The sequence below is a fragment of the Delftia sp. GW456-R20 genome (genome assembly GCF_001622915.1).
Classification (GTDB): domain Bacteria; phylum Pseudomonadota; class Gammaproteobacteria; order Burkholderiales; family Burkholderiaceae_C; genus Comamonas; species Comamonas acidovorans.
Window position 1 is genome coordinate 2,171,248 of sequence record NZ_LWCN01000004.1, and the last position, 25,403, is coordinate 2,196,650.

General features: G+C 65.4%; 26 protein-coding genes and 1 tRNA gene. 12 read left to right on the forward strand and 15 right to left on the reverse strand.

Annotated features, from left to right (window positions below):
- Position 1: 1 nt before the first annotated feature.
- From flhA to A4F85_RS15000, 8 genes are all read right to left on the reverse strand, one after another.
- Positions 2-2,101: a flagellar biosynthesis protein FlhA gene (flhA, locus tag A4F85_RS14965; RefSeq protein ID WP_043824457.1), complete on the reverse strand. Its 2,100-nt coding sequence runs from the start codon at positions 2,099-2,101 to the stop codon at positions 2-4.
- Complete coding sequence (locus tag A4F85_RS14970; protein WP_063327034.1) at positions 2,098-3,180, reverse strand: EscU/YscU/HrcU family type III secretion system export apparatus switch protein; 1,083 nt, start codon at positions 3,178-3,180, stop codon at positions 2,098-2,100. The genes flhA and A4F85_RS14970 overlap by 4 nt, the downstream gene beginning before the upstream one ends.
- Complete coding sequence (locus A4F85_RS14975; RefSeq protein WP_082848216.1) at positions 3,180-4,007, reverse strand: flagellar biosynthetic protein FliR; 828 nt, start codon at positions 4,005-4,007, stop codon at positions 3,180-3,182. Before A4F85_RS14975 ends, A4F85_RS14970 begins: the two co-directional genes overlap by 1 nt.
- An 11-nt stretch (positions 4,008-4,018) precedes the next feature.
- Positions 4,019-4,285, reverse strand: a complete 267-nt coding sequence (locus A4F85_RS14980; protein ID WP_034390882.1) for a flagellar biosynthetic protein FliQ — start codon at positions 4,283-4,285, stop codon at positions 4,019-4,021.
- Positions 4,286-4,634: 349 nt separating this feature from the next.
- Complete coding sequence (locus A4F85_RS14985) at positions 4,635-5,609, reverse strand: CobW family GTP-binding protein (protein ID WP_063327036.1); 975 nt, start codon at positions 5,607-5,609, stop codon at positions 4,635-4,637.
- Entirely contained in the window at positions 5,606-7,270 is a 1,665-nt protein-coding gene (locus A4F85_RS14990) for an amidohydrolase (RefSeq protein WP_063327037.1), read from the reverse strand. The genes A4F85_RS14985 and A4F85_RS14990 overlap by 4 nt, the downstream gene beginning before the upstream one ends.
- 13 nt (positions 7,271-7,283) lie before the next feature.
- The gene (locus A4F85_RS14995; protein WP_013803838.1) at positions 7,284-8,666 is read right to left on the reverse strand and encodes a sodium:solute symporter family protein; all 1,383 of its coding nucleotides are present in this window, start codon (positions 8,664-8,666) and stop codon (positions 7,284-7,286) included.
- 13 nt (positions 8,667-8,679) lie between these two features.
- Entirely contained in the window at positions 8,680-8,886 is a 207-nt protein-coding gene (locus tag A4F85_RS15000; RefSeq protein WP_012203908.1) for a DUF3311 domain-containing protein, read from the reverse strand.
- Positions 8,887-9,028: 142 nt separating this feature from the next.
- Here A4F85_RS15000 and A4F85_RS15005 point away from each other — a divergent pair, with 142 nt between their 5' ends.
- Positions 9,029-9,940, forward strand: coding sequence for a LysR family transcriptional regulator (locus tag A4F85_RS15005; protein WP_012203907.1), 912 nt, complete (start codon positions 9,029-9,031; stop codon positions 9,938-9,940).
- Between the two features lie 17 nt (positions 9,941-9,957).
- On the opposite strand, the gene A4F85_RS15010 is transcribed toward A4F85_RS15005, so the two are convergent.
- The gene (locus A4F85_RS15010; RefSeq protein WP_063327993.1) at positions 9,958-10,860 is read right to left on the reverse strand and encodes a LysR family transcriptional regulator; all 903 of its coding nucleotides are present in this window, start codon (positions 10,858-10,860) and stop codon (positions 9,958-9,960) included.
- A 156-nt stretch (positions 10,861-11,016) separates the two neighbouring features.
- On the opposite strand from A4F85_RS15010, the gene pdxA reads away from it, so the two are divergent.
- The 7 genes from pdxA (at position 11,017) to A4F85_RS15045 (ending at position 19,287) form a co-directional block, all read left to right on the forward strand.
- Complete coding sequence (gene pdxA / locus A4F85_RS15015) at positions 11,017-12,729, forward strand: 4-hydroxythreonine-4-phosphate dehydrogenase PdxA (protein ID WP_063327038.1); 1,713 nt, start codon at positions 11,017-11,019, stop codon at positions 12,727-12,729.
- A gap of 1,146 nt (positions 12,730-13,875) precedes the next feature.
- Positions 13,876-16,056 (forward strand): SdrD B-like domain-containing protein, encoded by a 2,181-nt coding sequence (locus A4F85_RS15020; RefSeq protein ID WP_231890557.1) that lies wholly within the window; start codon positions 13,876-13,878, stop codon positions 16,054-16,056.
- A 73-nt stretch (positions 16,057-16,129) separates the two neighbouring features.
- Positions 16,130-16,741, forward strand: coding sequence for a hypothetical protein (locus A4F85_RS15025; protein WP_034390869.1), 612 nt, complete (start codon positions 16,130-16,132; stop codon positions 16,739-16,741).
- A complete protein-coding gene (locus tag A4F85_RS15030; RefSeq protein ID WP_013803844.1) occupies positions 16,741-17,361 on the forward strand; it encodes a hypothetical protein in 621 nt (206 codons plus the stop codon). Before A4F85_RS15025 ends, A4F85_RS15030 begins: the two co-directional genes overlap by 1 nt.
- 26 nt (positions 17,362-17,387) lie before the next feature.
- Entirely contained in the window at positions 17,388-17,843 is a 456-nt protein-coding gene (locus tag A4F85_RS15035; protein ID WP_012203901.1) for a hypothetical protein, read from the forward strand.
- Positions 17,840-18,646: a hypothetical protein gene (locus tag A4F85_RS15040; RefSeq protein WP_063327040.1), complete on the forward strand. Its 807-nt coding sequence runs from the start codon at positions 17,840-17,842 to the stop codon at positions 18,644-18,646. Before A4F85_RS15035 ends, A4F85_RS15040 begins: the two co-directional genes overlap by 4 nt.
- Positions 18,646-19,287, forward strand: a complete 642-nt coding sequence (locus A4F85_RS15045; RefSeq protein WP_063327041.1) for a hypothetical protein — start codon at positions 18,646-18,648, stop codon at positions 19,285-19,287. The genes A4F85_RS15040 and A4F85_RS15045 overlap by 1 nt, the downstream gene beginning before the upstream one ends.
- 42 nt (positions 19,288-19,329) lie before the next feature.
- On the opposite strand, the gene A4F85_RS15050 is transcribed toward A4F85_RS15045, so the two are convergent.
- Positions 19,330-19,680: a DUF1304 domain-containing protein gene (locus tag A4F85_RS15050; RefSeq protein ID WP_012203898.1), complete on the reverse strand. Its 351-nt coding sequence runs from the start codon at positions 19,678-19,680 to the stop codon at positions 19,330-19,332.
- A 100-nt stretch (positions 19,681-19,780) separates the two neighbouring features.
- The gene (locus A4F85_RS15055; protein WP_012203897.1) at positions 19,781-20,158 is read right to left on the reverse strand and encodes a hypothetical protein; all 378 of its coding nucleotides are present in this window, start codon (positions 20,156-20,158) and stop codon (positions 19,781-19,783) included.
- Between the two features lie 403 nt (positions 20,159-20,561).
- Between A4F85_RS15055 and A4F85_RS15060 the strand changes: the two genes are divergently transcribed.
- The 4 genes from A4F85_RS15060 (at position 20,562) to A4F85_RS15075 (ending at position 22,325) form a co-directional block, all read left to right on the forward strand.
- Entirely contained in the window at positions 20,562-20,918 is a 357-nt protein-coding gene (locus A4F85_RS15060) for a PRC-barrel domain-containing protein (RefSeq protein WP_063327042.1), read from the forward strand.
- Positions 20,919-21,047: 129 nt separating this feature from the next.
- On the forward strand, positions 21,048-21,398 hold the full coding sequence (locus A4F85_RS15065; protein WP_013803851.1) for a four-helix bundle copper-binding protein: 351 nt from the start codon (positions 21,048-21,050) through the stop codon (positions 21,396-21,398).
- 151 nt (positions 21,399-21,549) lie between these two features.
- Positions 21,550-21,909 (forward strand): hypothetical protein, encoded by a 360-nt coding sequence (locus tag A4F85_RS15070; protein WP_012203894.1) that lies wholly within the window; start codon positions 21,550-21,552, stop codon positions 21,907-21,909.
- 134 nt (positions 21,910-22,043) lie between these two features.
- The gene (locus A4F85_RS15075) at positions 22,044-22,325 is read left to right on the forward strand and encodes an H-NS histone family protein (RefSeq protein ID WP_012203893.1); all 282 of its coding nucleotides are present in this window, start codon (positions 22,044-22,046) and stop codon (positions 22,323-22,325) included.
- A 288-nt stretch (positions 22,326-22,613) separates the two neighbouring features.
- Here A4F85_RS15075 and A4F85_RS15080 read toward each other — a convergent pair whose 3' ends face one another.
- The 4 genes from A4F85_RS15080 to serS form a co-directional block, all read right to left on the reverse strand.
- The gene (locus A4F85_RS15080; RefSeq protein ID WP_063327043.1) at positions 22,614-23,048 is read right to left on the reverse strand and encodes a hypothetical protein; all 435 of its coding nucleotides are present in this window, start codon (positions 23,046-23,048) and stop codon (positions 22,614-22,616) included.
- Positions 23,049-23,297: 249 nt separating this feature from the next.
- Positions 23,298-23,636 carry a hypothetical protein gene (locus A4F85_RS15085; protein WP_231890558.1) on the reverse strand — a complete coding sequence of 113 codons (339 nt, stop codon included), beginning with the start codon at positions 23,634-23,636 and terminating at the stop codon, positions 23,298-23,300.
- A gap of 256 nt (positions 23,637-23,892) precedes the next feature.
- Positions 23,893-23,982, reverse strand: a tRNA-Ser gene (locus A4F85_RS15090).
- 33 nt (positions 23,983-24,015) lie between these two features.
- Positions 24,016-25,332, reverse strand: a complete 1,317-nt coding sequence (gene serS, locus A4F85_RS15095; RefSeq protein WP_063327044.1) for a serine--tRNA ligase — start codon at positions 25,330-25,332, stop codon at positions 24,016-24,018.
- Positions 25,333-25,403 lie beyond the last annotated feature (71 nt).

Sequence of the window (25,403 nt, forward strand, 5' to 3'; positions counted from 1 at the left end):
GCTAGAGGCTCACGACGGCATAGGACTTGAGCTCGATGGCCTGGGGCACCTCGGCCATGGACAGCACCCGCAGGTGGGGCATCATCCGCTCGGACAGCAGGCGTACGTGCCGGCGCAGCTCGGGGGCGCACAGCAGCACGGGAAGCAGATTGCTTTTCATCATCCGCTCGGTCTGCTGCATGAGCTTGAGCATCATTTGTTCAGCCAGCTTGGGCTCCAGCGCGAAGGACGCCGGGGCGGCCGCGCCGTCGTCGGCGCGCAGGCCGGCCTGCGCGGACTGCAGGCCTTGCAGCAGCTGGCTTTCTATGGCCGGGTCGAGCGTGATGACATGCAGGGCGGCGCCTTCGCCCGCCAGCCCCTGGCAGATGGCGTGACCCAGGCGCAGACGCACCATCTCGGTCAGATGCAGCACGTCCTTGGTCTGGCGTCCGGCATCCGCCAAGGTTTCCAGGATGGCTTCCACATGCCGTATCGACACCTTCTCGCGCAACAGGTTCTGCAGCACACGCTGTACGTCACTGACGGACAGCACGGTCGGAATCAACTCTTCCACCAGGCTGGCCTGGTTCTGGCGCACGCGATTGAGCAGCCGGTCCACCTCGGCCCGAGTCAGCAGCGTGGCCGATTCGCGTCGCAGCACTTCCGTCAGATGCGTCATGAAGACAGTGGGCGCGTCCACCAGCGTGAACTTGGCGACCGTGGCGGCGGCGCGCTGGTGCTCCTCGATCCAGAGCGCGGGCAGGCCGTAGGTCGGGTCCCTCGTGGGCTCCCCGGGCATTCCATCGGTCCTGCCCGTCGGATGGATGGCCAGCAGGCGGTCGGCACGCGCCTCGCCCCGCCCGCACACCACGCCGTCGATATGGATCTCGTACCGGTCCTGCCCCAGCCGCGCAACGTCCTTGAAGCGCACACGTGGCAGGACCAGGCCCAGGTCCTGGGCATGCTGCTTGCGGAAGGTGGCGATGCGATCCATGAGGACACTGCCGGGCTGGCTGACCAGGGCCGCCCACTCGCTGCCCACATGGACTTCGATGGGCTCCACCTGCAGCGACGCATAGGGGTCATCCTCCCCTTTCTGTGCCGCATCGGCTGGCTGTGCTGCATCCTGCGCATCGGCCGGCGCCGTGCCATCCTCGGCGGAGTTGCTGGCGTTGCGGTAGACCACCCACGCCACCGTGGCAACGACAGCGATCAGCACCAAAGTCGGCAGGGCAGGAATTCCTGGAAAGAACAGCAGGCCCGTCAGCGCGGCACCCACCAGCAGCAGCGTCTTGGGGAAGGAGGTGATCTGGCGCAGCACCTCCTGGCTCAGGTTGCCGTCCGAGGCCGAGCGCGTCACGATGATGCCGGTGCCCACGGCAATGATCAGCGCCGGGACCTGGGTAACGATGCCATCGCCTATGGTCAGCAATGAATAGGTCTTGAGGGCCTGCGCCCATGGCAGCTTGTGCTGCATCACCCCGATGACCAGGCCGCCGATGATGTTGATCAGCAAAATGATGATGCCCGCGATGGCATCGCCCTTGACGAATTTGCTCGCGCCATCCATGGCGCCATAGAAGCCGGCTTCCTTCTCGATGTTCTTGCGGCGCCGTTGTGCCTCGGCCTGGTCGATGAAGCCCATGTTCAGGTCGGCATCGATGCTCATCTGCTGCCCCGGCATGCTGTCCAGCGTGAATCGCGCCGCCACTTCCGAGATGCGCTGTGCACCGTTCGTGACCACGACGTACTGCACCACGATGAGGATGAGGAAGACGATGAGGCCGATCACATAGTTGCCCCCCACCACATAGGCGCCAATGGCGCCGATGACGCGTCCGGCGTCTCCATCCGACAGGATCAGCCGCGTGGCCGCCACATTGAGCGATAGCCGGAACAAGGTGGCGATCAGCAGCAGGGACGGAAAGGTGGAAAACTCCACCGGCCTGGCCATGTAGAAGGTCAGCAGAAGGATCAGGAAGGCGAAGCTGAAGTTGGTCAGGATCAGGAAATCCAGCAGTCCGCTGGGGATGGGCGCAAACAGCACCACCAGCACACCGAGGACCAGCAGGACCATGGCCACATCGCTGTGCCTGCCGAAAAAGCGTTGCAGGGATTTCATGGCGCAGCCCCCGCCGCCGAGCGCTCGCGCATGGCGAAGATCCACACGATGATGCGGGCCACATCGGCAAACAGGTGCGGCGGCACGTGGTGCTCCACATCGAGTTCACTGAACAGGCGGCGGGCCAGCGCAGGACTGCGCACGACAGGAATGCGGTGCCTGGCTGCGATCTGCCGCATGGCAGCCGCCAGATGGCCTGCGCCCTTGGCAACCACTTGAGGCGAGTCCATTTCCCCATGGACATAGCGCAGCGCAACGGCAACGTGTGTGGGATTGGTGAGCACCACATCGGCATTGCGGGTCTGGTGCAGGGCCTTGCTTCGTTTGCGCGCCTCACGCTGCAGGTCGCGCAGTCGCGCCCTCACCCGCGGGTCGCCCTCGCGCTGCTTGTGCTCATCCTTGACTTCACGCTTGCTCATGCGCATCTTCTTGGCGAATTCGCGGCGCGTGAATACCCAGTCAACGGCAGCGATGATGGCCATCAGCAATGCCATCTTGAAACCCAGGCTGCCCAGGTCGGCAATCAGCGTCTTGAGATAGCCCTGGGGTGACAGGCCGGAAAGGCTGTAGAACTGGGGCGCCAGGTCCTTGAGAGAGAAATAGGCGACTGCGATCAGCAAACCCAGCTTGACGCAGGCGCGGGCTGCATCAAACAGGGCTCGCATGGACAGCACGCGCTGGATGCCATTGGCAGGATTGAGGCGGTTGAAATCGGCAACCACGGGCTCCACCGAGAGAACCGGCCCCGTCTGCATCGCATTGCCGACCACCGCGGCAATCATCACGGTGCACGCGAACGGCGCCAGCCAGGCCAATGCTTCCTTGAGCATGCCGGCAATCAGGGGCCACAGCATTTCAGCGCCGGGGCCGGCCGCAGAGCTTTGAATGACCAGCAACTGGTCAAGCCGGAACTGGCGAAGCGCCATATCCCATCCTTGCCACGAGAGGTAGGCCACGGCAACCGTGAACACCAGGGCCGACACCACGTCGGAACTCTTGGAAACCTGGCCCTTTTCCCTGGCCTTTTGCAGCTTGTAAGGGGTGGCCGTCTCATTGCGGTCCAGATCCTGCTCCGCCATCAGCGCGCTCCCGCCCCATGGGACGCAGTGAGAAAGACGGCCGCCCACATGTCGAAAATTCCCATGTAGACCCGGTTCATGGCGCCGCCCATTCCTGCAAACCACAGCGACATCACGGCAAACCCGACAACGATCTTGGCCGGAATGCCCAGTACCAACATATTGATCTGCGGAAGATTTCTGGCGACCAGGCCCAAGGCGAACTCCACAAGCAAAATACAGAACACCACAGGGGCGGCCAGCGCAAATCCAAGAATGAACATCCCGCTGGCCTGCTTGAAAACGGGGACCGAGGCGAGAACCAATGGCCAGTTCGCACCGGCCGGAAACAGCTCGAAGCTGTAGGCGAGAGCCCGCAGCAGGCTGTGATGGCCATCGATCAGCACGAAACCGACCACGGCCACATAGTTGAATGCCGACACCAGCAGCGGCGCGGCCTTGTTACCCACGGGATCGAACACTTGCGCAATGCCAAAACCGATCTGCACATCGAGAAGATTGCCCGCCAGGGAGAAGGCTGCGAATGCCAGCAGCACGCCCAACGCCAGCACAATGCCCAGCGCCACCTCCACGCATGCCGCCTGGAGCAATCCACCCATGCTCAGTGCGGCCGCTGCCGGTGGCAACGACAGCAATTGCCCCATCGTCCAGGACAGGCCGATCACCAGCAGCGCACGCACGCGCCCTGGAATGGGCATGGCATACAGCACGGGCGTCATTGCCAGCACGACAGCCAACCGCAACGAGGGAAGAAAAGCTTTTAACCACGCGTCGTGAAGCCAGGTGCCAGCGATCGCCGGCAGCCAGTGATGCGGCAGGGAATCCATATCGTGGGGATTCAGAACATCGCCGGAATGCGCGTCCAGAGCTGGGTTGCGAACTGCCCCAGCTTCTTCAGCATCCAGGGGCCGCACACGATCAGCACGACGGCAGCCACGAACAGCTTCGGAACGAAAGTCAGCGACATTTCCTGGATTTGAGTGACCACCTGCACCACGCTGATGAGCAATCCGGTCAGCATGGTCAGGCCCAGTATCGGGAGACATACGATCAGACCCGTCCAGAACAGGTCCGACATCATTTTTAACGCCAAGTCAGCACTCATGCTTTCGCCTTGCAGTGTGCCTTGGATGACTCAATCACAATCTGCGGTCAATTGAATTTTTCAAAAATTCTACATTTATACACAACATAAAACCAGGCAGACATAGAAAAACAGGAGCCGTCTGATAGGTAAGCTCACTTGTTGCATCTAGATGCGCCAGTCGAACTGGGAGTCCAAAGTCAATGGTTAATTGACTCGGCAGCTATTTTTCTTGTAGCAAGCTATCTTTGAGGCTCTCAAAAAGCCCTTCTTTTCCACACGGGCTTATCCAGCCTTGCCCCCAACCTGACGTGCCCCGCCATGCACACGGCGCGTCCGCTGGGTGCCCTTAGCCCTTAGATAAGGCACCCTAATCAGCCTCTACCAGCGCACTGTCCAAGTGCTTGCACAGAAGTTGCCGCGCTTCGTCGCCAAAGCAGCCAATGAAAACCAGGGCGGATTCGCGGATCTGTGCCACAGGCAGCTTTGTGATGCGCAGTCGCCCGCCCACCCAATGGATTTCCTGACCGCTGCAGTGGTCCGCTATCCGCACGATGCCCTTGGCCCGCAGCAGGGGCACGGGCAGGGTGCGCAGCGCTTGCCTGAGCCGCTGTTTGTCGAAGCATCGGGGCGTGGTGTACGAGAAGCTGCCTATGCCGGCCATGCCATTGACGGCGCCCTGCCAGACGCCGCCCGCTCCCAGCAAACCCTGCGAACGGCGCGGCCGGGGAACTGCATCGAGGAACAAGGCCATGGGAATGTCGCCATGCTGCGCGGTCAGCACCTGGGTGTGGGGGGCGAGAGCGGCGAGGAGGCTTTTTGCACGATCGAACTTCGATGGTTCCACCAGATCCGCCTTGGTCAGCACCAGCGCCGTCGCGCCGGCGATCTGGCGGCGGACCATGTCGCCGACCAGCGGGTCGCACAGTTGCTCATCGACGTCCTGGACATCCACCGCCACCAGGATGGCGTTGAGCTGCAGCGCGGGGTCGAGCATGCCGACCTGGGCGATGCGCACGGGGTCGGAGACGCCGCTGGCCTCGATGACCAGCAGGTCCGGGCGGTCGGGCCGCGCGCCCACGGCGGCCAGGGCCTCGGCCAGCCGCCCGCCGATGGAGCAGCAGATGCAGCCGTTTTCCAGCTGCAGCACGTCGCTGCTGCGTGTGCGGATCAGAGCGGCGTCGATGTTGATCTCACCGAAGTCGTTGACCAGCACGGCCACGCGCAGGCCATCGGCGCGCTCCAGCAGCCGGTTGAGCAAGGTGGTCTTGCCCGCGCCCAGGTAGCCGCCCACGACGACCATGGGAATGGGCGCCCGCTGCGCCGCGACGGCCGGCGTGCTCATGGCTGGGACCCGGGCGCAGGGAAGATGCGGCCGCCCAGCACGGTGCCCCAGACCTTCACGTTCTTGAGGGCGGCGGGCGCCACCGCGCGGGGATCGTCCTCCAGTACGGCGAAGTCCGCCAGCTTGCCGGGCTCGATGCTGCCCACGTGCCGCTCCAGTTTCAGGGTACGGGCCGCGCCCATGGTGATGGCGTGCAGGGCATCGTCCACCGACAGGCGCTCGGCCTCGCCCAGCACGCGGCCTGAAGCGGTTTCGCGCTGCACGGCGCACCAGGCGGTGAACAAGGGGTTGATGGGGGTGATGGGCGCATCGGAGTGCATGGAAAAGTCCATGCCCAGGCGCCGTGCCGTGCCCGCCGCATTCATGCGTGACGCCCACTCGATGCCCACGGTCTGCCCGGCGTGCGCATCGCCCCAGTAATAGAGGTGGTTGGAGAAGAAGTTGACGCACATTCCCAGGCGCGCGGCGCGCTGCAGCTGGGCGCTGCTGGCCAGCTGGCAGTGCTGCAGGGTGTGGCGATGGTCGGCGCGCGGGTGCCTGGCCAGCAGGTCCTCGATCACATCCAGCACCACCTCGGTGGCCTCGTCTCCGTTGGTGTGGATGTGCAGTTGCAGCCCGGCCAGGTGGAAGGGCTCGAACAGCGCGGGCAGCTGCGACGGCGGAATCAGCCACAGGCCGTTGGGCTGCCCGCCCGCGTAGCCGGGAGCGCGCAGGCGCGCGGTGAAGCCCTGGATGGAGCCGTCCACGATGAACTTGACGGGGCCGAACTGCAGCTTGTCGCTGGCCGACGATGCGGCAGCGGCATGCACGCGCGCGGCGCCGCCTTCCGGGTTGCGCTGCGGCGCGAAGGCCGGGACGATGCGCAGCGGATAGGCTGCGTCGCCCGTCACCTCGCGCAGCGCGGCCAGGCCCTGGGCCGAGAGATCGCTGACCAGGTCGGTGGCCGTGGTCACGCCCGCGAGCTGGGCCACGCGGCCAAACTTCCAGATCGCCTCGCGCTGCTCGGCAGCGGCCAGCGACAGCGCGCTGCCGATCACCTTCTGTACCGGATACATGGCGGCGAACTCCTGCAGCTCGCCCGTGGGCTGGCCCTCGGCGTCCTTGTGGATGCCGTCGATGTCGGTGTCCTCGTCGATGCCGGCCAGCGCCAGCATGGCCGAGTTCACATTCATCAGGTGCACGCTGGCGTGCAGGATGACGATGGGCCGCGTGGTGGAGACGCGGTCCAGCTCGCGCACCGACAGCCGGCTGCTGCCAAAGAGGATGGGATCGAACCCCCAGGCCAGCAGCGTGGCCTGCGCGTCGGGCAGGGCACGCTCGGCCTCGGCCAGGCGGGCCAGCACGGCGTCCAGCGTGCGCAGGCCGGGCCACAGTCGCCCGTCGGGATCGCGGCGGTCAAAGTAGCCCAGGTAGACCGCATCCCACATGGCGCCTTCCATCAGGTGGCTGTGGGCCTCGATCAGGCCGGGCATGAGCACCTTGCCGCGCAGGTGGTCGATGCGTTCGGCATCGGGCCAGGCGGCCATGTCGGCCTCCCCGCCCACCGCCAGCACCGTGCTGCCCCGCACGGCCACATGGGTGGCCTGTGGCTGGGCCGGGTTCATGGTGAGGATGGTGCGCGCCGCGAAGATGCGCACGCGCTCGCTGGTTTCGTGGTTCATGGGGATGTTTCCCTCAGGCGGTCTTGACGTGAGCCGCACGCGGCAGGCAGTGGACGATGGCCGTGACCAGCAGGTTCAGCGCCAGGCTGATGAAGCCCAGGTTGATGCCGCCGAAGTCCGGTTGCTGCAGGTACAGCACGATGGCCAGCGCCTGCCCGCAGACGATGCCCAGGGCAATGGCCAGAGGCCGGATGCGCCAGCCAAACAGGATGGCCATCATTCCCGGGAAGAACTGCGTCACGCCGTAGTAGGTGGTGTTGATCAGGGTCAGCATCAGGTTGGGGGTGAGCAGCGTCATCACGATGGACAGCAGCAGGTAGATGACGATCACCACCTTGGCGCCCTGCTTTTGCTTGGCCTCGGGCAGGCCGGGCAGCAGGTTGCGCGCCACGATGGGGCCGATGGCCAGGCAGATGCCCGCCAGCACCAGCAGGCCCGACAGCGCGGCGCCTGCGGCCACCAGCCCCAGCAGCCAGTCGGGCAGCAGGCGCACGGCAGCGGCGAAGAAGGCCTCGTTGGGCGATGCCAGTTCCAGGTTCTGGCTGATTGCGTAGTACGAGGCCAGCACCAGGAACGGGTACATCAGCATGTACAGCGGCATGGCGATCTGGGTGCGGCGGATGGTGTGCGAACTCTTGGCCGTGAAGAAGTTCTGCACGGCGAACGGCATCATGTAGAAGCCCAGCGCCTGGAACAGCATGGTGCTCATGGAAAAGCGCAGCTGCGTATCGGTCATGTGGTTGCTGACCTTGGCACTGGCGGCGGCGAACACATCGCCCACCCCGGCATGCCAGCCCACGGCCACGCCCGTGGCGATGATGGCCACCACCATGAGGATGTCCTTGAGGATGGCGATGTAGGCCGAGGCACGCACCCCCGAGATGGCGATGTAGGTGAAGGCCAGGCCCGCCGAGATCAGCAGCAGGTGCAGCGGCTGGAAGTTCCAACCCAGCCCCTTGAGCGCCGCCACCAGCCCCGTGAACTGCAGTTGGCCCCAGGGCAGCAGGAACAGGATGGCCGAGCCGGCCACGATCAGCTCCAGCGCGCGGCTGCCGAAGTGGCCCTTGAACAGGTCCGGCAGCGTGATGGCGTTGTGGCGCAGGCCGGCCTTCCAGATCATGGGGCCGAGGAAGTAGCCCAGCGGATAGGCCAGCAGGATGTAGCCCAGGAACCAGACGCCATAGGTCGGCCCCTTGGCGTAGATGCCGCCCGGAAAGCCGACCATGGTGCCGATGCTGTAGATCTCGCCGGCGGCGAGGAAGAACACCAGGTAGGCGCCGAACTGGCGCGAGGCGACGAAGAAGTCATGCACGCTTTGCGCGCCCTTGCCCGTGCGCGAGCGGATGGCCAGGTACAGGGACAGTGCGATGAAGCCCAGAAAGACTGCGGTGGTCATGGCGGTGCTCCCTTCAGGCCGACTGCACGTCGTCGGCTTCGTGGCGGTCGAACATCAGCCAGCACACGAGCATGCACAGCGACGTCAGCACGAACCACATGAAGATCCACAGGTAGATGAAGGGCACGCCGAGCAGATGGCGATCGACGGACGCGACCCAGGGAAGCAGGCCGATCACCGCGATGTACGGGATGCCTATGCCGATGAACAGCTTGAGCATGGTTTGTCTCCTTTTGCTCCGATGAAAGAGGTGGCGGTTGTGGCCGCTCTATAGGACGTTTCAATGTCCATGGATGCGATCTTAGGAAGTGCCTACCTATAATTCAAATGAGAAATTTGCCAACAAACCATGAGGACTCCGCATGGATACCCAGAAGCTGCGGCACTTGCTGGCCATCGTCGAGCACGGCACTTTTTCAGACGCGGCGCGCGCCGTGCACCTGACCCAGCCGGCGCTGAGCCGCAGCATCCGCGCGCTGGAAGACGAGCTCCGGGCGCAGCTGTTCGACCGGGGCGCGCGGCGCGCCCGGCTGACGGTCTTCGGCGAACTGGTGGCCGAGCGCGCACGCCGCATGCGGCTGGAGGAAACCCAGCTGCGGCGCGACCTGGAGCTGCTGCGCGGCGGCCAGGAGGGCGCACTGGCCATAGGCGTGGCGCCGGCCCCCGCGGCACTGCTGCTCAAGCCCTTTCTGATCCACATGGCGCAGGCGCATCCGCGCATCAAGGTGCGCACCGAGATGGGTGCCACCAGCGCCCTGCTGGAGCTGCTGCGCAATGAGTCGATAGACGCCATCGTCGGCGACGCCTATGTGCTGCGCGCCGCCGATGACGTGGACATGGAGCTGCTGGGCGAGCTGCCCGCCGGCCTGGTCTGCCGCGCAGGCCACCCCGTGCTGCAAAACCCCGGCATGGACGAGATCCGCCGCTACCCCCTGGCCACCACCACGCTGAGCACGGCCATGGCGCGGCAGCTCGCCGAGCTGTGGGGCGAGGGCGCCGAGCCCGACAAGCTGTTCACCCTGCACTGCAACAACCTGGAACTGCTGCGCAGCGTGACCCTGGCCACGGACACCTTGCTGTTCGGCGTGCTGTCCATCACGCGCCAGGAGCGCGCCAGCGGCACCATGGCCGAAGTGCCCCTCCCCGCCGATCCCCGGCGCTGCGGCCGCTACGGCATGGCGCGCATGGGCGCGCGCAGCCTGTCACCGGCGCTGGAAACCGTCTATGCATTCACCCGCACGCATTGGCGGGAGCTGTCCGAGCACGACCAGTGAAGCCGGGCAGGCGCAAGTCATGCGTCGGCCCGCGCCAGCGGCAATGTCTGCGTGCGCAGCCACTCCAGCACCAGGGCGAAGCGGGCCTCGTCATGCACCGGCCTGGGTGACATGAGCACGTAGTGCGAGCCGTCGGCCACAAAGCCGCGCGGCGCGCACAGGGTGCCGCTGGCCAGATCGTCGGCCACCAGCGCCAGCGGCCCGATGGCAATGCCCGCCCCGGCAACGGCGGCCTGCAGGCTCAGGTAGAAATGCTCGAAGCGGGCCTCGCGCCCGGGCTGCAGCGGCACGCCGGTCAGCTCACTCCAATGCCGCCATGCGTCCGGGCGCGATGCCGTGTGCAGCAGCACGCCGCCCAGCGGCCCGGAGCGTGCCAGCGTCTTCGCAAGTGCAGGCCGGCAGACGGGACCCACGTGCTCCTGCAAAAAGGGCTCGGCAACCACATCGGCGCCCATGTCGAAATCCGCGCGGCGTATGGCCAGATCGATGCCTTCACGCGCAAAGGGCACCGAGCCGCCGGCCGACACCAGGCGCAGCTCGCGCTGCGTGCCGATCGCTTCCTGCAAACCGCCCAGGCGGGGAATCAGCCAGCGCATCAGAAAGGTGGGCTCGCAGGACAGCACCAGCGGCCGGTCCGGCCCGGCGGCCTGCCGCGCTCGGCCCAGCGCGCCGCGCAGGCGCTCCAGCGCCAGGGCCACCTCCTCGGCCAGCACACGTGCCGTGGGAGTGGCAATGATGCTGCGGTTGCTGCGCTGGAACAGCGCAAAGCCCAGCGCCTCTTCCATGTCGCGCACGGCGCGGCTCACGGCGCCATCGGTCAGGTGCAGCTCGCGCGCGGCCTTGGAAACGCTGCCGTGGCGCACCGTGGCCTCGAAGGCGCGCAGGGCGGACAGCGGCGGCATATGGGTGGGTGGGGCCATGGGACTGGAGGGCGGCATCGGACACATCGGACACATCGAAGAAAGGGAGTGGGGAGAGATTTCAATTGACTTTTGATCAACTGAATACTGAATCCATATCGATTTTCTGCAGTGCGATTTTCATGCAAAGTACCTCCATCGATTGAGCTTTCAGCAATGACCATGAATGAAGCCCCCACCATCGCCCCCGCACCCCTGGCCATCACCATGGGCGATCCCGTGGGCATAGGCCCCGAGATCATCGTCAAACTGGCCATGGACCCTGCCCGGCCCCATGCGCCTTTTTTCGTCATCGGCGACACGGGGCGGCTGCAGCGGGCAGCCGACATGCTGGGCGTGCACCCGCGCATCCAAGCCATCGACACGCCGGCCCAGGTTCCCGCCACCGTGCTACCCGCCACCCTCTTCGTGCTCCAGACCGGGGACCGGCTGCCCGAGGACCTGGCCTGGGGACGCATCGATGCGCGCGCCGGGGCCGCCTGCCATGCCTACATACAGCGCGGCATCGACCTGGCCCTGGCCGGCGAAGTCGCAGGCCTGGTGACCGCCCCCATCCACAAGGAGGCGCTGCGCGCGGCGGGCTGCCCTCATCCCGGCCATACCGAGATGCTGGCCGAGCGCTCGGGCACGCGCGACTTCGCCATGATGCTCGCCAATGACGAGCTGCGGGTGCTGCTGGTCTCCATCCACGTGCCGCTGCAGCAGGCCATTGCCGCAGTCACGCCGGACAACGAACTGCGTGCCATCCGCCTTGCGCACCGGGCCTGCCGGGCGTTCGGCATCGCCCGGCCCCGTGTGGCCGTGGCGGGGCTCAATCCGCATGCCGGCGAGAACGGGCTGTTCGGGGACGAGGACCGCTCGGTGATCATCCCAGCCATCGCGGCCGCACGGGCCGAAGGCATAGACGCCAACGGCCCCTGGCCGGGCGACACGGTCTTCATGCGGGCACGCCGGGGCGAGTTCGACGTGGTGGTCGCCCAATACCATGACCAGGGGCTGATTCCCGTGAAGTACCTAGGCGTCGAGCAGGGCGTGAACATTACCGTGGGCCTGCCCTTCGTGCGCACCTCGGTGGACCACGGCACGGCCTTCGACATCGCCGGCACGGGCCGTGCGGACCATGCCAGCCTGGCCTGCGCGCTGCGCCAGGCGGCGGCCATGGTGCAGGCGGGCCGCTCCGGCGCCAGCGGGCAGGCGCAGCGCCCGGACTTCATCTTCATGCTCACGCAGCAGGACAAGACCATTGCCGATGCGCGCGAGCGGCTGCGCGAAGTGCTGGCCCAGGGCGTGCGCCATGTGGGCTTCAAGGACATAGGCCTGCCCCTGCCCCAGCTGCGCGAGCTGGCCCGGGACATCCGCGCGGGCGGTGCCAGGGTCTATCTGGAAGTCGTCAGCCTGGACGAGGCCAGCGAGGTGGCTTCGGCCCGCGCGGCGGTCGAGCTCGGGGTGGACGTTCTCATGGGCGGCACGCGCCCCGAGGCGGTGCTGCCCGTGCTGCGCGGCAGCGGCATTGCCTACTATCCGTTTCCCGGCAGGATCAGCGGGCATCCGAGCGTGCTTTCAGGGCCGGCCGAGGACATCGTGGCCAGCGCGCGCCGCATCGCGGGGCTGGAGGGCGTTCATGGCCTGGACCTGCTGGCCTACCGTTTCCGGGGCGACGTGCCGGCCCTGATCAAGGCGGTCTGCGATGCGGTGGACAAGCCCGTGGTCGTGGCCGGCTCCATTGATCGCAGCGAACGCATCGCGGCCGTGCTTGCCAGCGGTGCCGCGGGCTTCACGGTAGGCACCGCCGCCTTCGAGGAGACTTTTCCAGCCGCGCGGCCCGGGCTGGCGGCGCAGTTGCAGGCCATACAGGCGCTGGTGGACTGAGAGCGGGCCGGCCACCGCGCGCACCTCCCGCAACTCCCGCACCTCAGACAACGCACGCAACTCTCGCACCTCCCTTATCTGCCACGCCTCCCGCACGTGCCGCGCGCCGGTGTCATGGGCCAGCAACTGGCGCCGCTCGGCTTCGGCCAGGCGGTGGGTCTTCAGCCGCTGGACCACATGGAACTGGCGCTTCTTTGCCATGAGGGACGCGCCGCCTGCAAAGCCTTCCATGCGGCTTGCCGCCTTGCCATGCTGCGGGGCATTCCAGGGGTACAGGCCTGCCACCAGGGTCACAACGACAGCCAACACCATGACCACGAGCGCCCTCCAGGGTGCCCGGGGTCCGCGTTGGCCTTGCCTGTGATGCGCCTGAGAGTTCATGAAGACAGGGCAAATGATTGCGGCAGCTTGCATTGGTGCAGGTGCTTTAGCCTGCATCAATGAACCTGGCCTGATACCAGTCCAAAAACCAATCAGAACCTGGCGCACTTCAGTTGCGCCACTCCTTGATTCTCCAGCAGCCGGAATCTGATGAGAACCCTCGTTTTCCAACAGATGCATTGCCTGAAAACGGAGATAACGCCCAGCAGCCTCTATTGCCGCATGAAAAACAAATGATTCATTGCTATCAATAGAAAACCTGAAACCCATCCATAGCCAAAAAGCAAAGCCCGCCAACTGCCCTCTGGGCGCTGCCAGCCAGGCACCGCAGCGCCACAGATGAACATCGAATGGCATCACCCTTTCCCCTACCATCCGGCAGCGTGTCGTCCTACTGGATAAACCATGCCATTTGGGGAACGATGATATTCACCCTGAATACCTCTCATTCGGCACACCATTGACAACGGCCGGTCTTTGAAGTGCAGCGCCGGTATTTGCAGGGCCCAATCGATGGCTGCACGCATTCAGCCATTTTCCGCAGTTTTGTGATCAGTTGTTTTGGCCAGATGGCTTGGCATCCGATGAATAAAGCAGGGATCTTGGTTGATGATTCGAAAGCTGCCGCGGACCGTTGCCGGCCCCGCTGGAGTCTGGTCGCGCCTGCCGCTCGCGTGCCTTGGGTGGAGCCTGGCAGCCGCTCCCGCCTTTCTGTGCGGCGCACAGGCGCAAACACCTTCTTCGGCGGCCGTTGCCGGTACCTCCATGGCTGAGGCACGCATCGAATCCCTGGACCGCGACCAGGCCGAGCAGGCCCGGTTCAAGGCACTCTCCGAAGGGGCCGCCCCCGCCTACCAGGACCGTTTCATGGATCCGGACGAGATCGCACAGTCCGCTGCCGCCGAGCCCGAAGCCGAGCAGCCCGAGGGCTTTCGCGCCTGGGTGGTGGAAAGCCGCCTGGGCCTGGGCGAATCCCGCACCACCGGCCATGGCCGCCAGCGCGCCACCGAAATCGGCCAGCGCCTCGAATACCGCCGCGAGACACTGAACTACGGCGAGTTCACCCTGCAGGCCGAAGGCCGGCACCTGAGCGGCGACAACTTTGGCAATGGCCTGGGTATGGGTGGCTTGAGTATTGGCGGCCTGGGCTATGCCCGGCAAGCCACGAGCGAGCGCTTCACGCTGCGCAACCTTGGCTTTCCGCTGACCACGCAGACCTTCGCCGACACGGCCGTGGGCGACCTCTACAGCGAGCTGACCGATGGCCTGGCGCGCAACTACCGGCTGTCGCTGGGCTCGACCACGGTGCGCGGCGCCTCGGCGCGCATCTTCCGCCCGGACCTGGACCTGCGCGCGGGCTACGGCCAGCGCGGCCTTCTCACGGGAGGGCCCTACCCCGGGTTCGAGAAAAACCAGGGCACGCTGGGCTGGCTGGGCGCCACCGTGCGGCTGGACGGCCCCTGGTTTGCCGCCTTCCAGCTGGACCAGGCCGACGATATTCCCGCCTACTACAGTCCCAGGCACTACCCCGGCGATGACACGCAATACGACCCCGGCTCCGCCCTGGGCCTGGGCAGCAAGCGCGTGACCAGCTGGGCCGCCTCGCTGGGCTACGGGCGCGGCGTGCTGCGCGATGGCGACTTCAGGCTCCGCACCACGCTGCTGGGCAGCCGTACCAGTGCGCCCCTGTTTTCTCCAGCGGCAGGCACCGCCGGCACGGAGGGCCGCAGCGCCCAGGGTCTGTTCATCGAGGCCAGCGCGCGCGCTGGCGCCTACCGCCATGAATTCGGCGTGCATGCAGCCCAGCCCCAGCTGCACTTTGGCGACTACGCGCTGTCCAGCGCGGCGCGCGGCGCCTATTGGCGCGTGGACCGCCATGTCACCCGCCTGAGCTGGGGCATGGGGCTGGACTACGAACGCACGCCGCAAACCACGGCGCAGGATGCAGGCTTTCAACTGTCGGGCTACCGCCGCCTGGGAGCGAATGGCAATGCCCAATACCAGTTCGACCGGCACACGGCCGTGGGCGGCAGCTTCAGCGCCTACCAGACGCGCAACGATGCGGGCACCGCAGGCGGCGGCCAATCGCGCAGCCTTTATGGCAGCGCGTTCTACCAGACCCGCTTTTTCGACTGGCCGCGCAGCCGCTTCATGCTGACCGTCCGGCGCAACGAGCTCATCGTGCTGGGCGACTCCTCCGCGACGGGCCAGGAGGTGCAGTGGGAGCAGGACTGGGCCGGTGCACGCCAGGCAACGCTGCGGTCCGAGCTCACCACCACGCTGGGCTATGCGCGCGACCGCAGCGGCGGCATGTCGCGCAACTATCCAACGGCCGGGCTGCAATGGCGCTACTGGCTGGAAAGCGGGCTGCAGCTGGCCGGCAACCTGCGCTACACCTCGCAAAGCGGCAGCCTCTACACCAGCCGGGGCCTGTCGGGCTCGCTGTCGGCCGAGAAGGAACTGGGCCGGGGCTGGCGCATGGGCGTCATGGCGCACTTCAACCAGGCCCGGTCCTCGCTGCTGCCCACGCCCTCTTCCCTGCCCAACCTCTACCGCAGCGACGAGAAGACTGCCTATGTCTACCTGCGCTGGGAAGGCAGCGCGGGCACGGCCTATGCGGCCGCAGGCGCACCCGGTGAAGGCGTGGGCGGCGGCAGCCTGTCCGGCCGCGTGTTCTACGACGCCAACCGCGACGGCGAACAGCAGGCGGGCGAGGTGGGCGTGGCCGGCGTCGAGGTGGTGCTTGACGGCCGCTACCGCACGGTGACCGACCGCGATGGCCAGTTCGAATTCCCGGTGGTGCCCACAGGCCACCACCGGCTGTCGCTCACCCAGGAAAGCGTGCCGCTGCCCTGGGGCGCCTCCGGCGACAACACCAGCAGCGTGCACGTGCCCCTGCGCGGCCAGGCCTCGGCGTCGATTGCCGTGGTCAAGGTGGGCGAGTGAGTGAATGAGTGAATGAATGACTGATTAAGGCGCACAGGCTTCCCAGGCAACCCGTTCCATCCAAGGAGATTCCATGAACCGAACACCCATCGCCCAACGCCTGCTGGCCGCATCGCTCGGCGGCCTCGGCCTGGCCCTGACCGCGTTGCCTGCCATGGCCGAGAGCCAGTACGGATCGGGCACCGGAACCATCACGGCCCAGGCCAAGGTCAACCTCAGCGTGACTGTGCCCAAGCTCATCTTGCTGCGCGTGGGCTCGACCAATACCACGGTGGACACGGTGACCTGGACCTCGACGCTGAGCATCCCCGGCGTGCCCACCACGCCGCTGGCCTCGGTCAACAACACCAACGTGGACTGGAACGGCGCCGCGCCCACCGTGGCCACCGCCTCGGCTGCCGCCACGCTCACGGTCTATGCCTGGACCAATGCCGGCGCCGGCACCATCAACTGCGCGGTCGGCGCCTGGAATGCCACGGGCGGCCCCGCCAACGCGGACTTCACCGTCACGACCACCGGCAACCTGCCCCACCCCGGGCCCAATCTGGGTGCCTGCGCATCCACCTCGTTCCCCTCCAACGTGGTTGCGACGGGAACCTGGGCATATGCGCTGGGAGGTACGCCGGCCAGCTGGGCTGCCAACACCTATACCAACGTCATCACGTATACGGCCCAGGGCATCTGATGGACAAGGCATTGCCTCGCCTGCTGGCCGCAGCGGCCCTCTGCGTTGTGCAGCCGCCCGCGCAGGCCGTGTTCACCATCGTGACCGACACAGACCTGCTCAACTACAGCCTGACACTGCGCGTGGGCACGACCGGGGCAACCGTGGACACCGTGGCCTTCAGCGTGACGGGAGCCAACGCCGGCCTCACGCCCGTGGCCGTGACGGGCACGCCCAGCATCAGTGTCTCGGTGTCTCCCACACGTCCCGCGCTGGGCACCGCCGTGGCCCGGCCAGTCACCCTGGTCGTCGATTCATCCACCGCACTTTCCTGCCAGTCGGGTGGCTGCGGCAGCGCGACCATTCCGTTCAGCAAGATCAGTTGGGTGGCATCGAACAACGGCAATGCTGCGTCCGGCGACATACAGAACGGGCGCTTCACCGCCAGCGCCGGCCAGTCCATCGCCAGCTACAACGCGAACGCATCCGTCTGTTCTGGCGCGCTGTGCCCGGTCGCTGGCTGGACCGTCCAGTCACGGCAACTGACCGGCACCGTGCTGCAGTTCACCTACGACAACGACGTGGTCTACCCGGGCGGCAACTACAAGGGCACCGTGCGCTTCACGGCATCGATGGTATGAGGCCGCTGGCCTGGCCGCTCCTGTGCATGGCACTGGCCTGGGCCACGGCCCTCGCGGCGCATGCCGAAGTGGCGCGGCTGGACGACTCGGCCTCGCCCCGGTCCCAGGTGCGCAGCGACTTCGCCCGGGCCAGGGTCGTCGGCGAGCGGCTGCTGGAGCTGCCCATGGGACGCATCGAATACCGGCTGGCCACGGCGCCCCATGTCGGCCGCACGGCGCGCATCTTCTATGTGATTCCCGCCCTGGTCACGGGCCTGCGCTCGCCTGCGGGCATGCAGGTGCAGTGGCGCGGCAATGGCGTCTTTGCGGGCGGCACGGGCCGGCCCGGCGACCGGGTCCAGGTCTGGAACGGCGTGGTCCGCACGCCCTGGATGGCCGAGGTTTTCGACCTCACGCTGCACATCGACCCCGCCGAGCTGCGCCTGACCCGGGGCTCGGCACTGAGCTTCGAGTCCTACTTCGAGATCGAGACCCTGCCATGAAAGCCCCTCCCATCGCCGTTTCACTGGCCCTGCTGATCGCCTGCAGCGGCGCCGCCGCCGCACCGTTCGAGCTGGCCGTGGCGCCCTCGCGTTTCGAGCTGTCGGCCAAGCCGGGTGCGCGCACGGGCCAATCGCTGGACATCCACAACCTGGCCTCGGCACCCACCGAGGTGGCCATGCGCACCATCGACTGGACCTATTCCGACACGGGCGACATCACCTACCACGACGAACTGCTGCCCGGCAGTTGCCGGCCTTGGGTGCTGCTGGAGCGGCGCAGCGTCACGATTGCAGGCCGCAGCAAGAAGGCCTTCCGCTTCCAGGTGGAGCCGCCTGCCGATGCGCCGCGCGGCGAATGCCGCTTCATGATCGCCATCGAAGGCGTGGAGCCCGCGCAGCAGACCGTCATACGCAGCGGCGGCGCCAGCCTGAGCCTGCCTGTCACGGGCCGCATCGCGGTGGCCATCTACGTGACGCTGGGAGGTGCCGCGCCCCAGCTGGACATTCGCCAGCTTTCCATGGCCGAAGACGGCAAGACGCGCCGCGCCCTGGTCACCGTCAGCAACACCGGCGATGCCCATGGCCGGTTGGAAGGCAGCCTGGACGCCGTGGACAACAAGGGCCGCCGCTTCGAACTGGTGCCGGAAGGCACGCCCATACTGCCCGGCCAGACACGCACGCTGGCCCTCATGCCCAAGGGCGAAGACGGCCAGCCCGCCCCGCAGCCCGTGTATCCGGTCAAGGCCAAGGGCAGCCTGGACTGGGAAAAAGGCAGCTTCAAGATCGATGTGGAACTGAAGTGATGGCAACCAGACCGATCGCGTGGCTGGCCCTGTCCATGGCGCTGGGCGGCCTGGGCCACACCGTGCATGCGGCGTCCAGCACCACAGGCCCCAGCCTGCTGGTGCCGCTGAGCACCTCGGTGAACCTGGACTTCACCATCGCCATCGACAAGTTCATCTTCTTTCGCATAGGCGACGGCACCTGGCCCATGCCCGGCGGCACGACCAGCAGCGTGGCCTTTGTGCTTGCCCCGTCCATCCCTGGCGTGCCCACCACGCCCGTGGCGGGCAGCAACACCTCGGTGAACTGGAGCGGCGCGGCCCCCAGCTTCAGCATCACGCCCAGCGGCAATGTGCTGCCGGTGGAGGTGCGCAGCAACGCAGGCCAAGTCACGCTGCGCGCCACCGCCACCACGGCGCTGGCCAGCGGGGCCAATACCATCCCGCTGTCGGAGATCACCATCGCCACCAGCGACAGCAACCTGCCCGCGCCGCTGATACCCAATACGGGAACGGGCGCAGCGGTCAACGTGGTGGCCACCGCCTTTGCGGGGCTGGTCACCCAGCGCACGGCGAACTGGACCCTGTCCTATGCCAACCTGGCCTCCCGCAGGGCAGGCACCTACACCGGGCAGGTCATCTTCACGGCCAGCTCGCCCTGAGCGCTTTGGGAGCTTTGGGCGCTTTGGGCGCTTCGGGCGCGCTCAAAGGCCCAGGTACAGCGCAATCAGCGACACAGCAGCCGGCACGGCCTGCACCCAGAGGATCTTGCGGCTGGCCGTGGCGGCGCCATACACGCCGGCCACCAGCACGCAGATCAGGAAGAAGTATTTGAAGCCCAGGCCATCGGCCCCCTGCGCCAGCCCCCAGATCAGCCCGGCGGCGAGAAAGCCGTTGTACAGGCCCTGGTTGGCGGCCAGTGTCCTGGTCTGCTGGGCAAATTCGGGCGTCAGGCCAAACGCGCGGCGTCCGGCCGGCTTGTCCCAGAGAAACATCTCCAGCACGAGGATGTAGACATGGATTGCGGCGACGATGCCGATGAGTACGTTGGCCATCTGGGGTGAGAAGAAAGTGGACAGGCCTCTGTATACGGGATGCACCCACACGCGTCCATGGCCGCTGCGCTACACAGGGCCTGCCACCACCTCTTCCCTGTCACCCGGAAGACTTGCTGCCGGGGTGCGACGGTTTTTCCGCGCCCTGCGCAGGTGCCACGGCGCCAGCGGCCGCACCGCCCAGCGCACCGGCCACGCTGCCTACCGTGCCGCCGACCACCACGCCCACCGGGCCGGCAATCGCAGCACCCGCCGCAGCGCCTGCAGCGGCTCCGGCCAGCACGCCGCCGCCGATGAATACCGAGCGCGACTCGCGCTCTGCATCCTCGGGCGACAGTTCGAACTGCGCAGACGCATCGGGGTCCTGCGAAGGAACACCGTGGCCGGGGCGTGCCTGCTCGGCAAGGTCTTCATCCTCGGGGGCATCCGTGGACACCGGCTGGATGGGCTGGATGGATGGCTTGTTGCTTGCATTCATGGGGCTCTCCTTCGGGGCATGCCACACGCATGCGGGACTGCCTGCGCTTCATTGCCCTGTCGTTTTTGTTGTACGCCTCGCCCTGCCGCGCCGCAGCCGGCCCACGCTGCTGACCCGCGTCAGCCAAGGCCCGCAGCCCCGCCGACCTTGACTACAGGGGCTCGTAGGAACTGGCCTCCGCCGCCCAAGGCACCTCCTACGCCCGTCGCGGCGGCCCGACTACCCGGTGCCCGCAGATGCCGTCCTAAGCTAGAACCCAGAAGCACACAGGCTTCGACTTCGCCAGGCGATGCACAGGTTTTCTTGACGGGCCGGCTACCGCGCCCCATTCAAAGCCGCATCGCTCAGCCGCCAGACGCACCGCGCTGGCGGGTCAGCACAAACCCACTCACTGGAGAACGTCATGGTCACACCCAACACCGCAACGAGCGTCATTTCTTCCGAAACCGTCAGCGGCACCAATGTCTACAACCCGGCAGGCGACAAGCTGGGGACCATAGATACGCTGATGATCGACAAGCTGTCCGGCAAGGTGCGCTACGCCGTCATGGAGTTCGGCGGCTTCCTGGGCATCGGCACGGATCGCTATCCGCTGCCCTGGGAATCCCTCAAGTACGAGCCCAACATGAATGGCTACGTGGTGTCGCTGACGCGCGAGCAACTGGACAACGCTCCACGCTACGAGCGCGATACGGCTCCGGCATACACCGATGAATATGGCCGCCGCGTGAACGATTACTACGGCGTGCCCTACCTGTAAATCCCGACCCTTGCGGTCTTTGACACAGCCCCGTTCGCGGGGCGTTTTCTTTGGTGCGGATAGCTGCCAGCGAATGGCCAAGGAAGAACGCCCTGCGCAACTTCACTCCCTCATTCCTGGAGAACTGCCATGAATACCACCCCACCTGCCATCGACTACAAGGCCTGCATGGACGCCTGCCAGGCCTGCGTCATTGCCTGCAATACCTGCGCCGCCGCCTGCCTGAAGGAGTCAGACGTCCAGATGATGGCCGCCTGCATTGCCCAGGACCTGGAATGCGCGCAGATCTGCGAACTGGCCGTGGCCGCAATGGCGCGCCAGAGCCCGCATGCGCCGGACATCTGCCGCCTGTGCGCCCAGATCTGCCAGGCCTGCGCCGACGAATGCAGCAAGCATTCCCACGACCATTGCCAGACCTGCGCGGCAGCCTGCCAGCAATGCGCCATGTCGTGCAATCTCATGGGCATGCAGTCTCACTGACACGGCTGGCATGGGCCATGACAGCCGCCCTGGCAGAAATCCTGCAAACACGCAGGAAAAAACGCCACCGGCGCTGTCGCCAAACGCCGCGCCTTCGCGGAACCGGGCCTGCCTACACTTTGATGCATATCCAGGCACATAGGAGGCAACCATGGCACTCGAAATCAGCGCAGAGGAACGGTTCTTCACCCTGCTGAACCAGTTGAAGCACATGCCTCCCTGCTCATCCCGCCAGGAGGCACACGACATGCTGTTGCTGCTCTGGATGCGCATCTGCGAAGGCGCTGGCGCTCGCCGTGAATTGCTCAACCGCATGCGGCAACGCACGCTGTGCGCAGAACATGGCTGGAAAAACCTCGACAAAAGCCCTTGCCATCTGGATTCGGACACCCTGCCGGGCATCCGTATCTATCTGCACTCGAACGGCACCATCGTCATTCAAAGACAGGGGGGAGCGCAGGATTCCGAAATCCTGCACTTCAGCGCCAGGCGCGAATTTGCCGAGGCCTAGGCCCGGTCTGCGCGCAGCGTATGGGGGCAGTCGGAGCAGAGGCTAGGTGCAAACACCAACGATGTCCCACATGCGACATGGGCCCTGTCTCCATAGAATGCGTCATTGTGTAGCACACTATCCATGAGGAATACATGACAGCAGATTACAAAACCCTCCTCCAGCAGAAGGCCGAGCTTGAGGCAAAGATCGCCGCCACCCTGAAGGCGGAAAAAGGCGGAGTCATCGCCAAGGTCCGCGAACTCGTCGAGCAGTTCGGTCTGACCCAGGATGACATCTTCAGCACCGGCAAGGCCAAGTCCGCCAGCATTGGCGTGGCCAAATACCGCGACCCCGCCAGCGGAGCCACCTGGACAGGCCGGGGCAAACCGCCGCGCTGGATTGAAGGCAAGGACCGCAAGGCCCTCGAGATCTGAGCACGGCCCGCCAACGCGGGCCTTTTTTATGGGCGCAACTCCCTGCTGCGCGAGAACGTGAGCATCCAACTACTGTGCAAGGTATTCGCATCCACCGGAGAAATCGGCTTTGCTTGGCACGTCCGCGCTGATGTGGTGATCCCCTACCCGCAGACCTTCGCCGTGATCAAGGGTGTGCGTAAGCCTCACCCCCGAAGACAACAAAGCCCCGCATGGTTCGCCCAGCGGGGCTTTCATTTTCCGTGAACGCGGTGCCGACAAGACTGCGCGAGAGGCGCGGGAGCGATCTCAGTCTGTGTGAGAGTTGCAGAACGCGACGAATTGGTCCCACTCGGTTGAGGAGTGAAATATCCGTATGCCGAGCAACTCATATAGGGCTACTCTGTGGTTCCACATGTCGTCCTTGTCACCTGTGATCATGGCGTGGCAGCCTGCAGCATGTGCTGATGCGAGATGTTGAACGTCCTTCTTTTTCCCTGCGCCGATGATCTTGCCAATGGCGTCGTGCATGGGCTTCTTCTTAGAGTCTGCCCAACTCAATCCACTGAGGTCAGGCCATGTTGCATGGCTGCCGTCCCATTGGAGGTTCGAAGGCGGCGCAACTTCATCGACCCTGTTTAGTCGTTTGTCGTAGTGGAAGTGCACGGAAGTTGCGAGTCCCTCCTGCCGCAGGCGGCGCAAGTCCTTCATCTCGCCTGACGTATCAACATAAACCTTGATCATGAGCGCCTCCTTTGGATTGGACGATCTTAGGGCGGGGGCATGCGAAGTCCAGAGGCCTTTCCGGTCTAGACCGCCCTGTTCCGCACGCGCAAAAAAATTTCCCCCCGTTTGAATTTTGTTAATCAAACAGAAACGCCCCGAAACCCAGCATCCATTCGGGTTTTCGGGGCGTTCCGATTCTTTGATTCTTTGATTTTTCGTTAAATCTTTAACATCCAGCCATCGCACCTGACGATGCCCCGCAAGGCGTCAAACTGGCGACTCATTCAAGGTCCACTTGGCAAGACGGTGCCGGAAACCGATCGAGGCAGCAACCGCATCAAACAGCTTGATAGCGAAGTTCTGCAGCAGTGGGTAGTGAGGGATAGTCTTCGCTCCTGTCACGATGTACTCCAGCTCCTTCGTGCTGTACATCACATTGAGCAAAGCCAGCACAGACTCGTCCAAGGCGTGCGATTGAAGCAATGAGTCGAGCCCGTTTTCCTTGCTGGCTGTGAAAGCCTTCTCCAAGTCATGGCCCAGCTTACGGCGAAGGTGCTCAAGCGTGACGCCCTTGCTCAGCAGAAAAGCCTTGAAGGTGAGTTCCAAGCCATGACCCAAGAGATATAGGGCAGGGACAGGAGGCATGACCATGCGGGAATCTAGCTGGGCCGCACGTTCGTACACAACGAAGGCAGCCTCCAGGAACTCAGTCCGTAACGGGCCATCCCCATGGGCGTCGTACGCTCCGGATCGTCATGCGGATGGGGTTGGTTCGCTTGACTGGCCATCGCTTCATCCAGTGATGGGTAGATTGATGGGACAACAAAAAAGCGCCTCGGAAGGCGCTTGTTTGCTGACACATTGGCGGAGAGGGAGGGATTCGAACCCTCGGTACGTTCGCACGTACGCCTGATTTCGAGTCAGGTACAATCGACCACTCTGCCACCTCTCCGCAGCGTCGAAGCTGAAATTATAGCCTAAAAATTCAGGCCTTCAGCAAAGTCTGTCCACCCATGTACGGGCGCAGCGCCTCGGGGATGGTCACCGAGCCGTCGGCGTTCTGGTAGTTCTCCAGCACAGCCACCAGCGTGCGGCCCACGGCCAGGCCGGAACCGTTGAGCGTGTGCACCAGCTCGTTCTTGCCCTGGGCATTCTTGAAGCGTGCCTGCAGGCGGCGCGCCTGGAAGGCCTCGCAGTTGGAGACCGAGCTGATCTCGCGGTAGGTGTTCTGCGCAGGCAGCCAGACTTCCAGGTCATAGGTCTTGGCCGCGCCAAAGCCCATGTCGCCCGTGCACAGGCTCATCACGCGGTAGGGCAGGCCCAGCTTCTGCAGCACGGCCTCGGCGTGGCCGGTCATTTCTTCCAGCGCCTCGTAGCTCTTTTCCGGATGCACGATCTGCACCATCTCGACCTTGTCGAACTGGTGCTGGCGGATCATGCCGCGCGTATCGCGGCCGTAGCTGCCGGCCTCGGAACGGAAGCAGGGGCTGTGGGCCGTGAGCTTGATGGGCAGCTGGTCCTCGGCCACGACCACGTCGCGCACGAAGTTGGTCAGCGGCACCTCGGCCGTGGGAATCAGGTAGAGCGCCGCGTTGTCGGGCACGGGTTCGCCATCCTGGCCGCCCTTCTTGGCGGCGAACAGGTCGCCCTCGAACTTGGGCAGCTGGCCCGTGCCCTTGAGCGAGTCGGCATTGACGGCGTAGGGCACATAGCACTCGGTGTAGCCATGCGAGTCGGTCTGCAGGTCGATCATGAACTGCGCCAGGGCGCGGTGCAGGCGGGCGATGGGGCCCTTCATCACGGTGAAGCGCGAGCCCGACAGCTTGACGCCCATGTCGAAGTCCAGCCCCAGCGGCTGGCCCACGTCCACATGGTCCTTGACCTCGAAATCAAAGGTCTTGGGCGTGCCCCAGCGGCGCGCCTCCACATTGCCGCTTTCGTCCGCACCGACGGGCACGCTGTCGTGCGGCAGGTTGGGCACGGCCAGCAGCATGGTCTGCAGTTCGCCCTGGATCTGCTCCAGGCGCGTGGCCGACTGGTCCAGCTCGGTCTTGAGGCTGCCGACTTCGGCCTTGGCGGCCTCGGCAGCGTCCTTCTCGCCCTTGCCCATCAGCATGCCGATCTGCTTGGACAGCTGGTTGCGCTTGGACTGCAGCTCCTCGGTCCGCGTCTGCAGGGACTTGCGCTCTGCTTCCAGGGACTGGAAGGCCTCCACATTCAGGAAGGCCTGGGGATTTTTGCGGGTCTCCAGCCGTGCGACGGCCGAGTCAAGGTCTTTGCGAAGAAGAAGGATATCGAGCATAGCCGGCAATTTTAGGCGGTATCTCCATGGCAGCGCCCGCCCCTGGGCGTTGGGGGTCTTGCCGGTACAGA

What these genes read in the sequence shown, in the direction of transcription:
- flhA (WP_043824457.1), bottom strand. Translation starts at nt 2,101, where the DNA reads ATGAAATCCCTGCAACGCTTTTTCGGCAGGCACAGCGATGTGGCCATG.
- A4F85_RS14970 (WP_063327034.1), bottom strand. Translation starts at nt 3,180, where the DNA reads ATGGCGGAGCAGGATCTGGACCGCAATGAGACGGCCACCCCTTACAAG.
- A4F85_RS14975 (WP_082848216.1), bottom strand. Translation starts at nt 4,007, where the DNA reads ATGGATTCCCTGCCGCATCACTGGCTGCCGGCGATCGCTGGCACCTGG.
- A4F85_RS14980 (WP_034390882.1), bottom strand. Translation starts at nt 4,285, where the DNA reads ATGAGTGCTGACTTGGCGTTAAAAATGATGTCGGACCTGTTCTGGACG.
- A4F85_RS14985 (WP_063327036.1), bottom strand. Translation starts at nt 5,609, where the DNA reads ATGAGCACGCCGGCCGTCGCGGCGCAGCGGGCGCCCATTCCCATGGTC.
- A4F85_RS14990 (WP_063327037.1), bottom strand. Translation starts at nt 7,270, where the DNA reads ATGAACCACGAAACCAGCGAGCGCGTGCGCATCTTCGCGGCGCGCACC.
- A4F85_RS14995 (WP_013803838.1), bottom strand. Translation starts at nt 8,666, where the DNA reads ATGACCACCGCAGTCTTTCTGGGCTTCATCGCACTGTCCCTGTACCTG.
- A4F85_RS15000 (WP_012203908.1), bottom strand. Translation starts at nt 8,886, where the DNA reads ATGCTCAAGCTGTTCATCGGCATAGGCATCCCGTACATCGCGGTGATC.
- A4F85_RS15005 (WP_012203907.1), top strand. Translation starts at nt 9,029, where the DNA reads ATGGATACCCAGAAGCTGCGGCACTTGCTGGCCATCGTCGAGCACGGC.
- A4F85_RS15010 (WP_063327993.1), bottom strand. Translation starts at nt 10,860, where the DNA reads ATGGCCCCACCCACCCATATGCCGCCGCTGTCCGCCCTGCGCGCCTTC.
- pdxA (WP_063327038.1), top strand. Translation starts at nt 11,017, where the DNA reads ATGACCATGAATGAAGCCCCCACCATCGCCCCCGCACCCCTGGCCATC.
- A4F85_RS15020 (WP_231890557.1), top strand. Translation starts at nt 13,876, where the DNA reads ATGGCTGAGGCACGCATCGAATCCCTGGACCGCGACCAGGCCGAGCAG.
- A4F85_RS15025 (WP_034390869.1), top strand. Translation starts at nt 16,130, where the DNA reads ATGAACCGAACACCCATCGCCCAACGCCTGCTGGCCGCATCGCTCGGC.
- A4F85_RS15030 (WP_013803844.1), top strand. Translation starts at nt 16,741, where the DNA reads ATGGACAAGGCATTGCCTCGCCTGCTGGCCGCAGCGGCCCTCTGCGTT.
- A4F85_RS15035 (WP_012203901.1), top strand. Translation starts at nt 17,388, where the DNA reads ATGGCACTGGCCTGGGCCACGGCCCTCGCGGCGCATGCCGAAGTGGCG.
- A4F85_RS15040 (WP_063327040.1), top strand. Translation starts at nt 17,840, where the DNA reads ATGAAAGCCCCTCCCATCGCCGTTTCACTGGCCCTGCTGATCGCCTGC.
- A4F85_RS15045 (WP_063327041.1), top strand. Translation starts at nt 18,646, where the DNA reads ATGGCAACCAGACCGATCGCGTGGCTGGCCCTGTCCATGGCGCTGGGC.
- A4F85_RS15050 (WP_012203898.1), bottom strand. Translation starts at nt 19,680, where the DNA reads ATGGCCAACGTACTCATCGGCATCGTCGCCGCAATCCATGTCTACATC.
- A4F85_RS15055 (WP_012203897.1), bottom strand. Translation starts at nt 20,158, where the DNA reads ATGAATGCAAGCAACAAGCCATCCATCCAGCCCATCCAGCCGGTGTCC.
- A4F85_RS15060 (WP_063327042.1), top strand. Translation starts at nt 20,562, where the DNA reads ATGGTCACACCCAACACCGCAACGAGCGTCATTTCTTCCGAAACCGTC.
- A4F85_RS15065 (WP_013803851.1), top strand. Translation starts at nt 21,048, where the DNA reads ATGAATACCACCCCACCTGCCATCGACTACAAGGCCTGCATGGACGCC.
- A4F85_RS15070 (WP_012203894.1), top strand. Translation starts at nt 21,550, where the DNA reads ATGGCACTCGAAATCAGCGCAGAGGAACGGTTCTTCACCCTGCTGAAC.
- A4F85_RS15075 (WP_012203893.1), top strand. Translation starts at nt 22,044, where the DNA reads ATGACAGCAGATTACAAAACCCTCCTCCAGCAGAAGGCCGAGCTTGAG.
- A4F85_RS15080 (WP_063327043.1), bottom strand. Translation starts at nt 23,048, where the DNA reads ATGATCAAGGTTTATGTTGATACGTCAGGCGAGATGAAGGACTTGCGC.
- serS (WP_063327044.1), bottom strand. Translation starts at nt 25,332, where the DNA reads ATGCTCGATATCCTTCTTCTTCGCAAAGACCTTGACTCGGCCGTCGCA.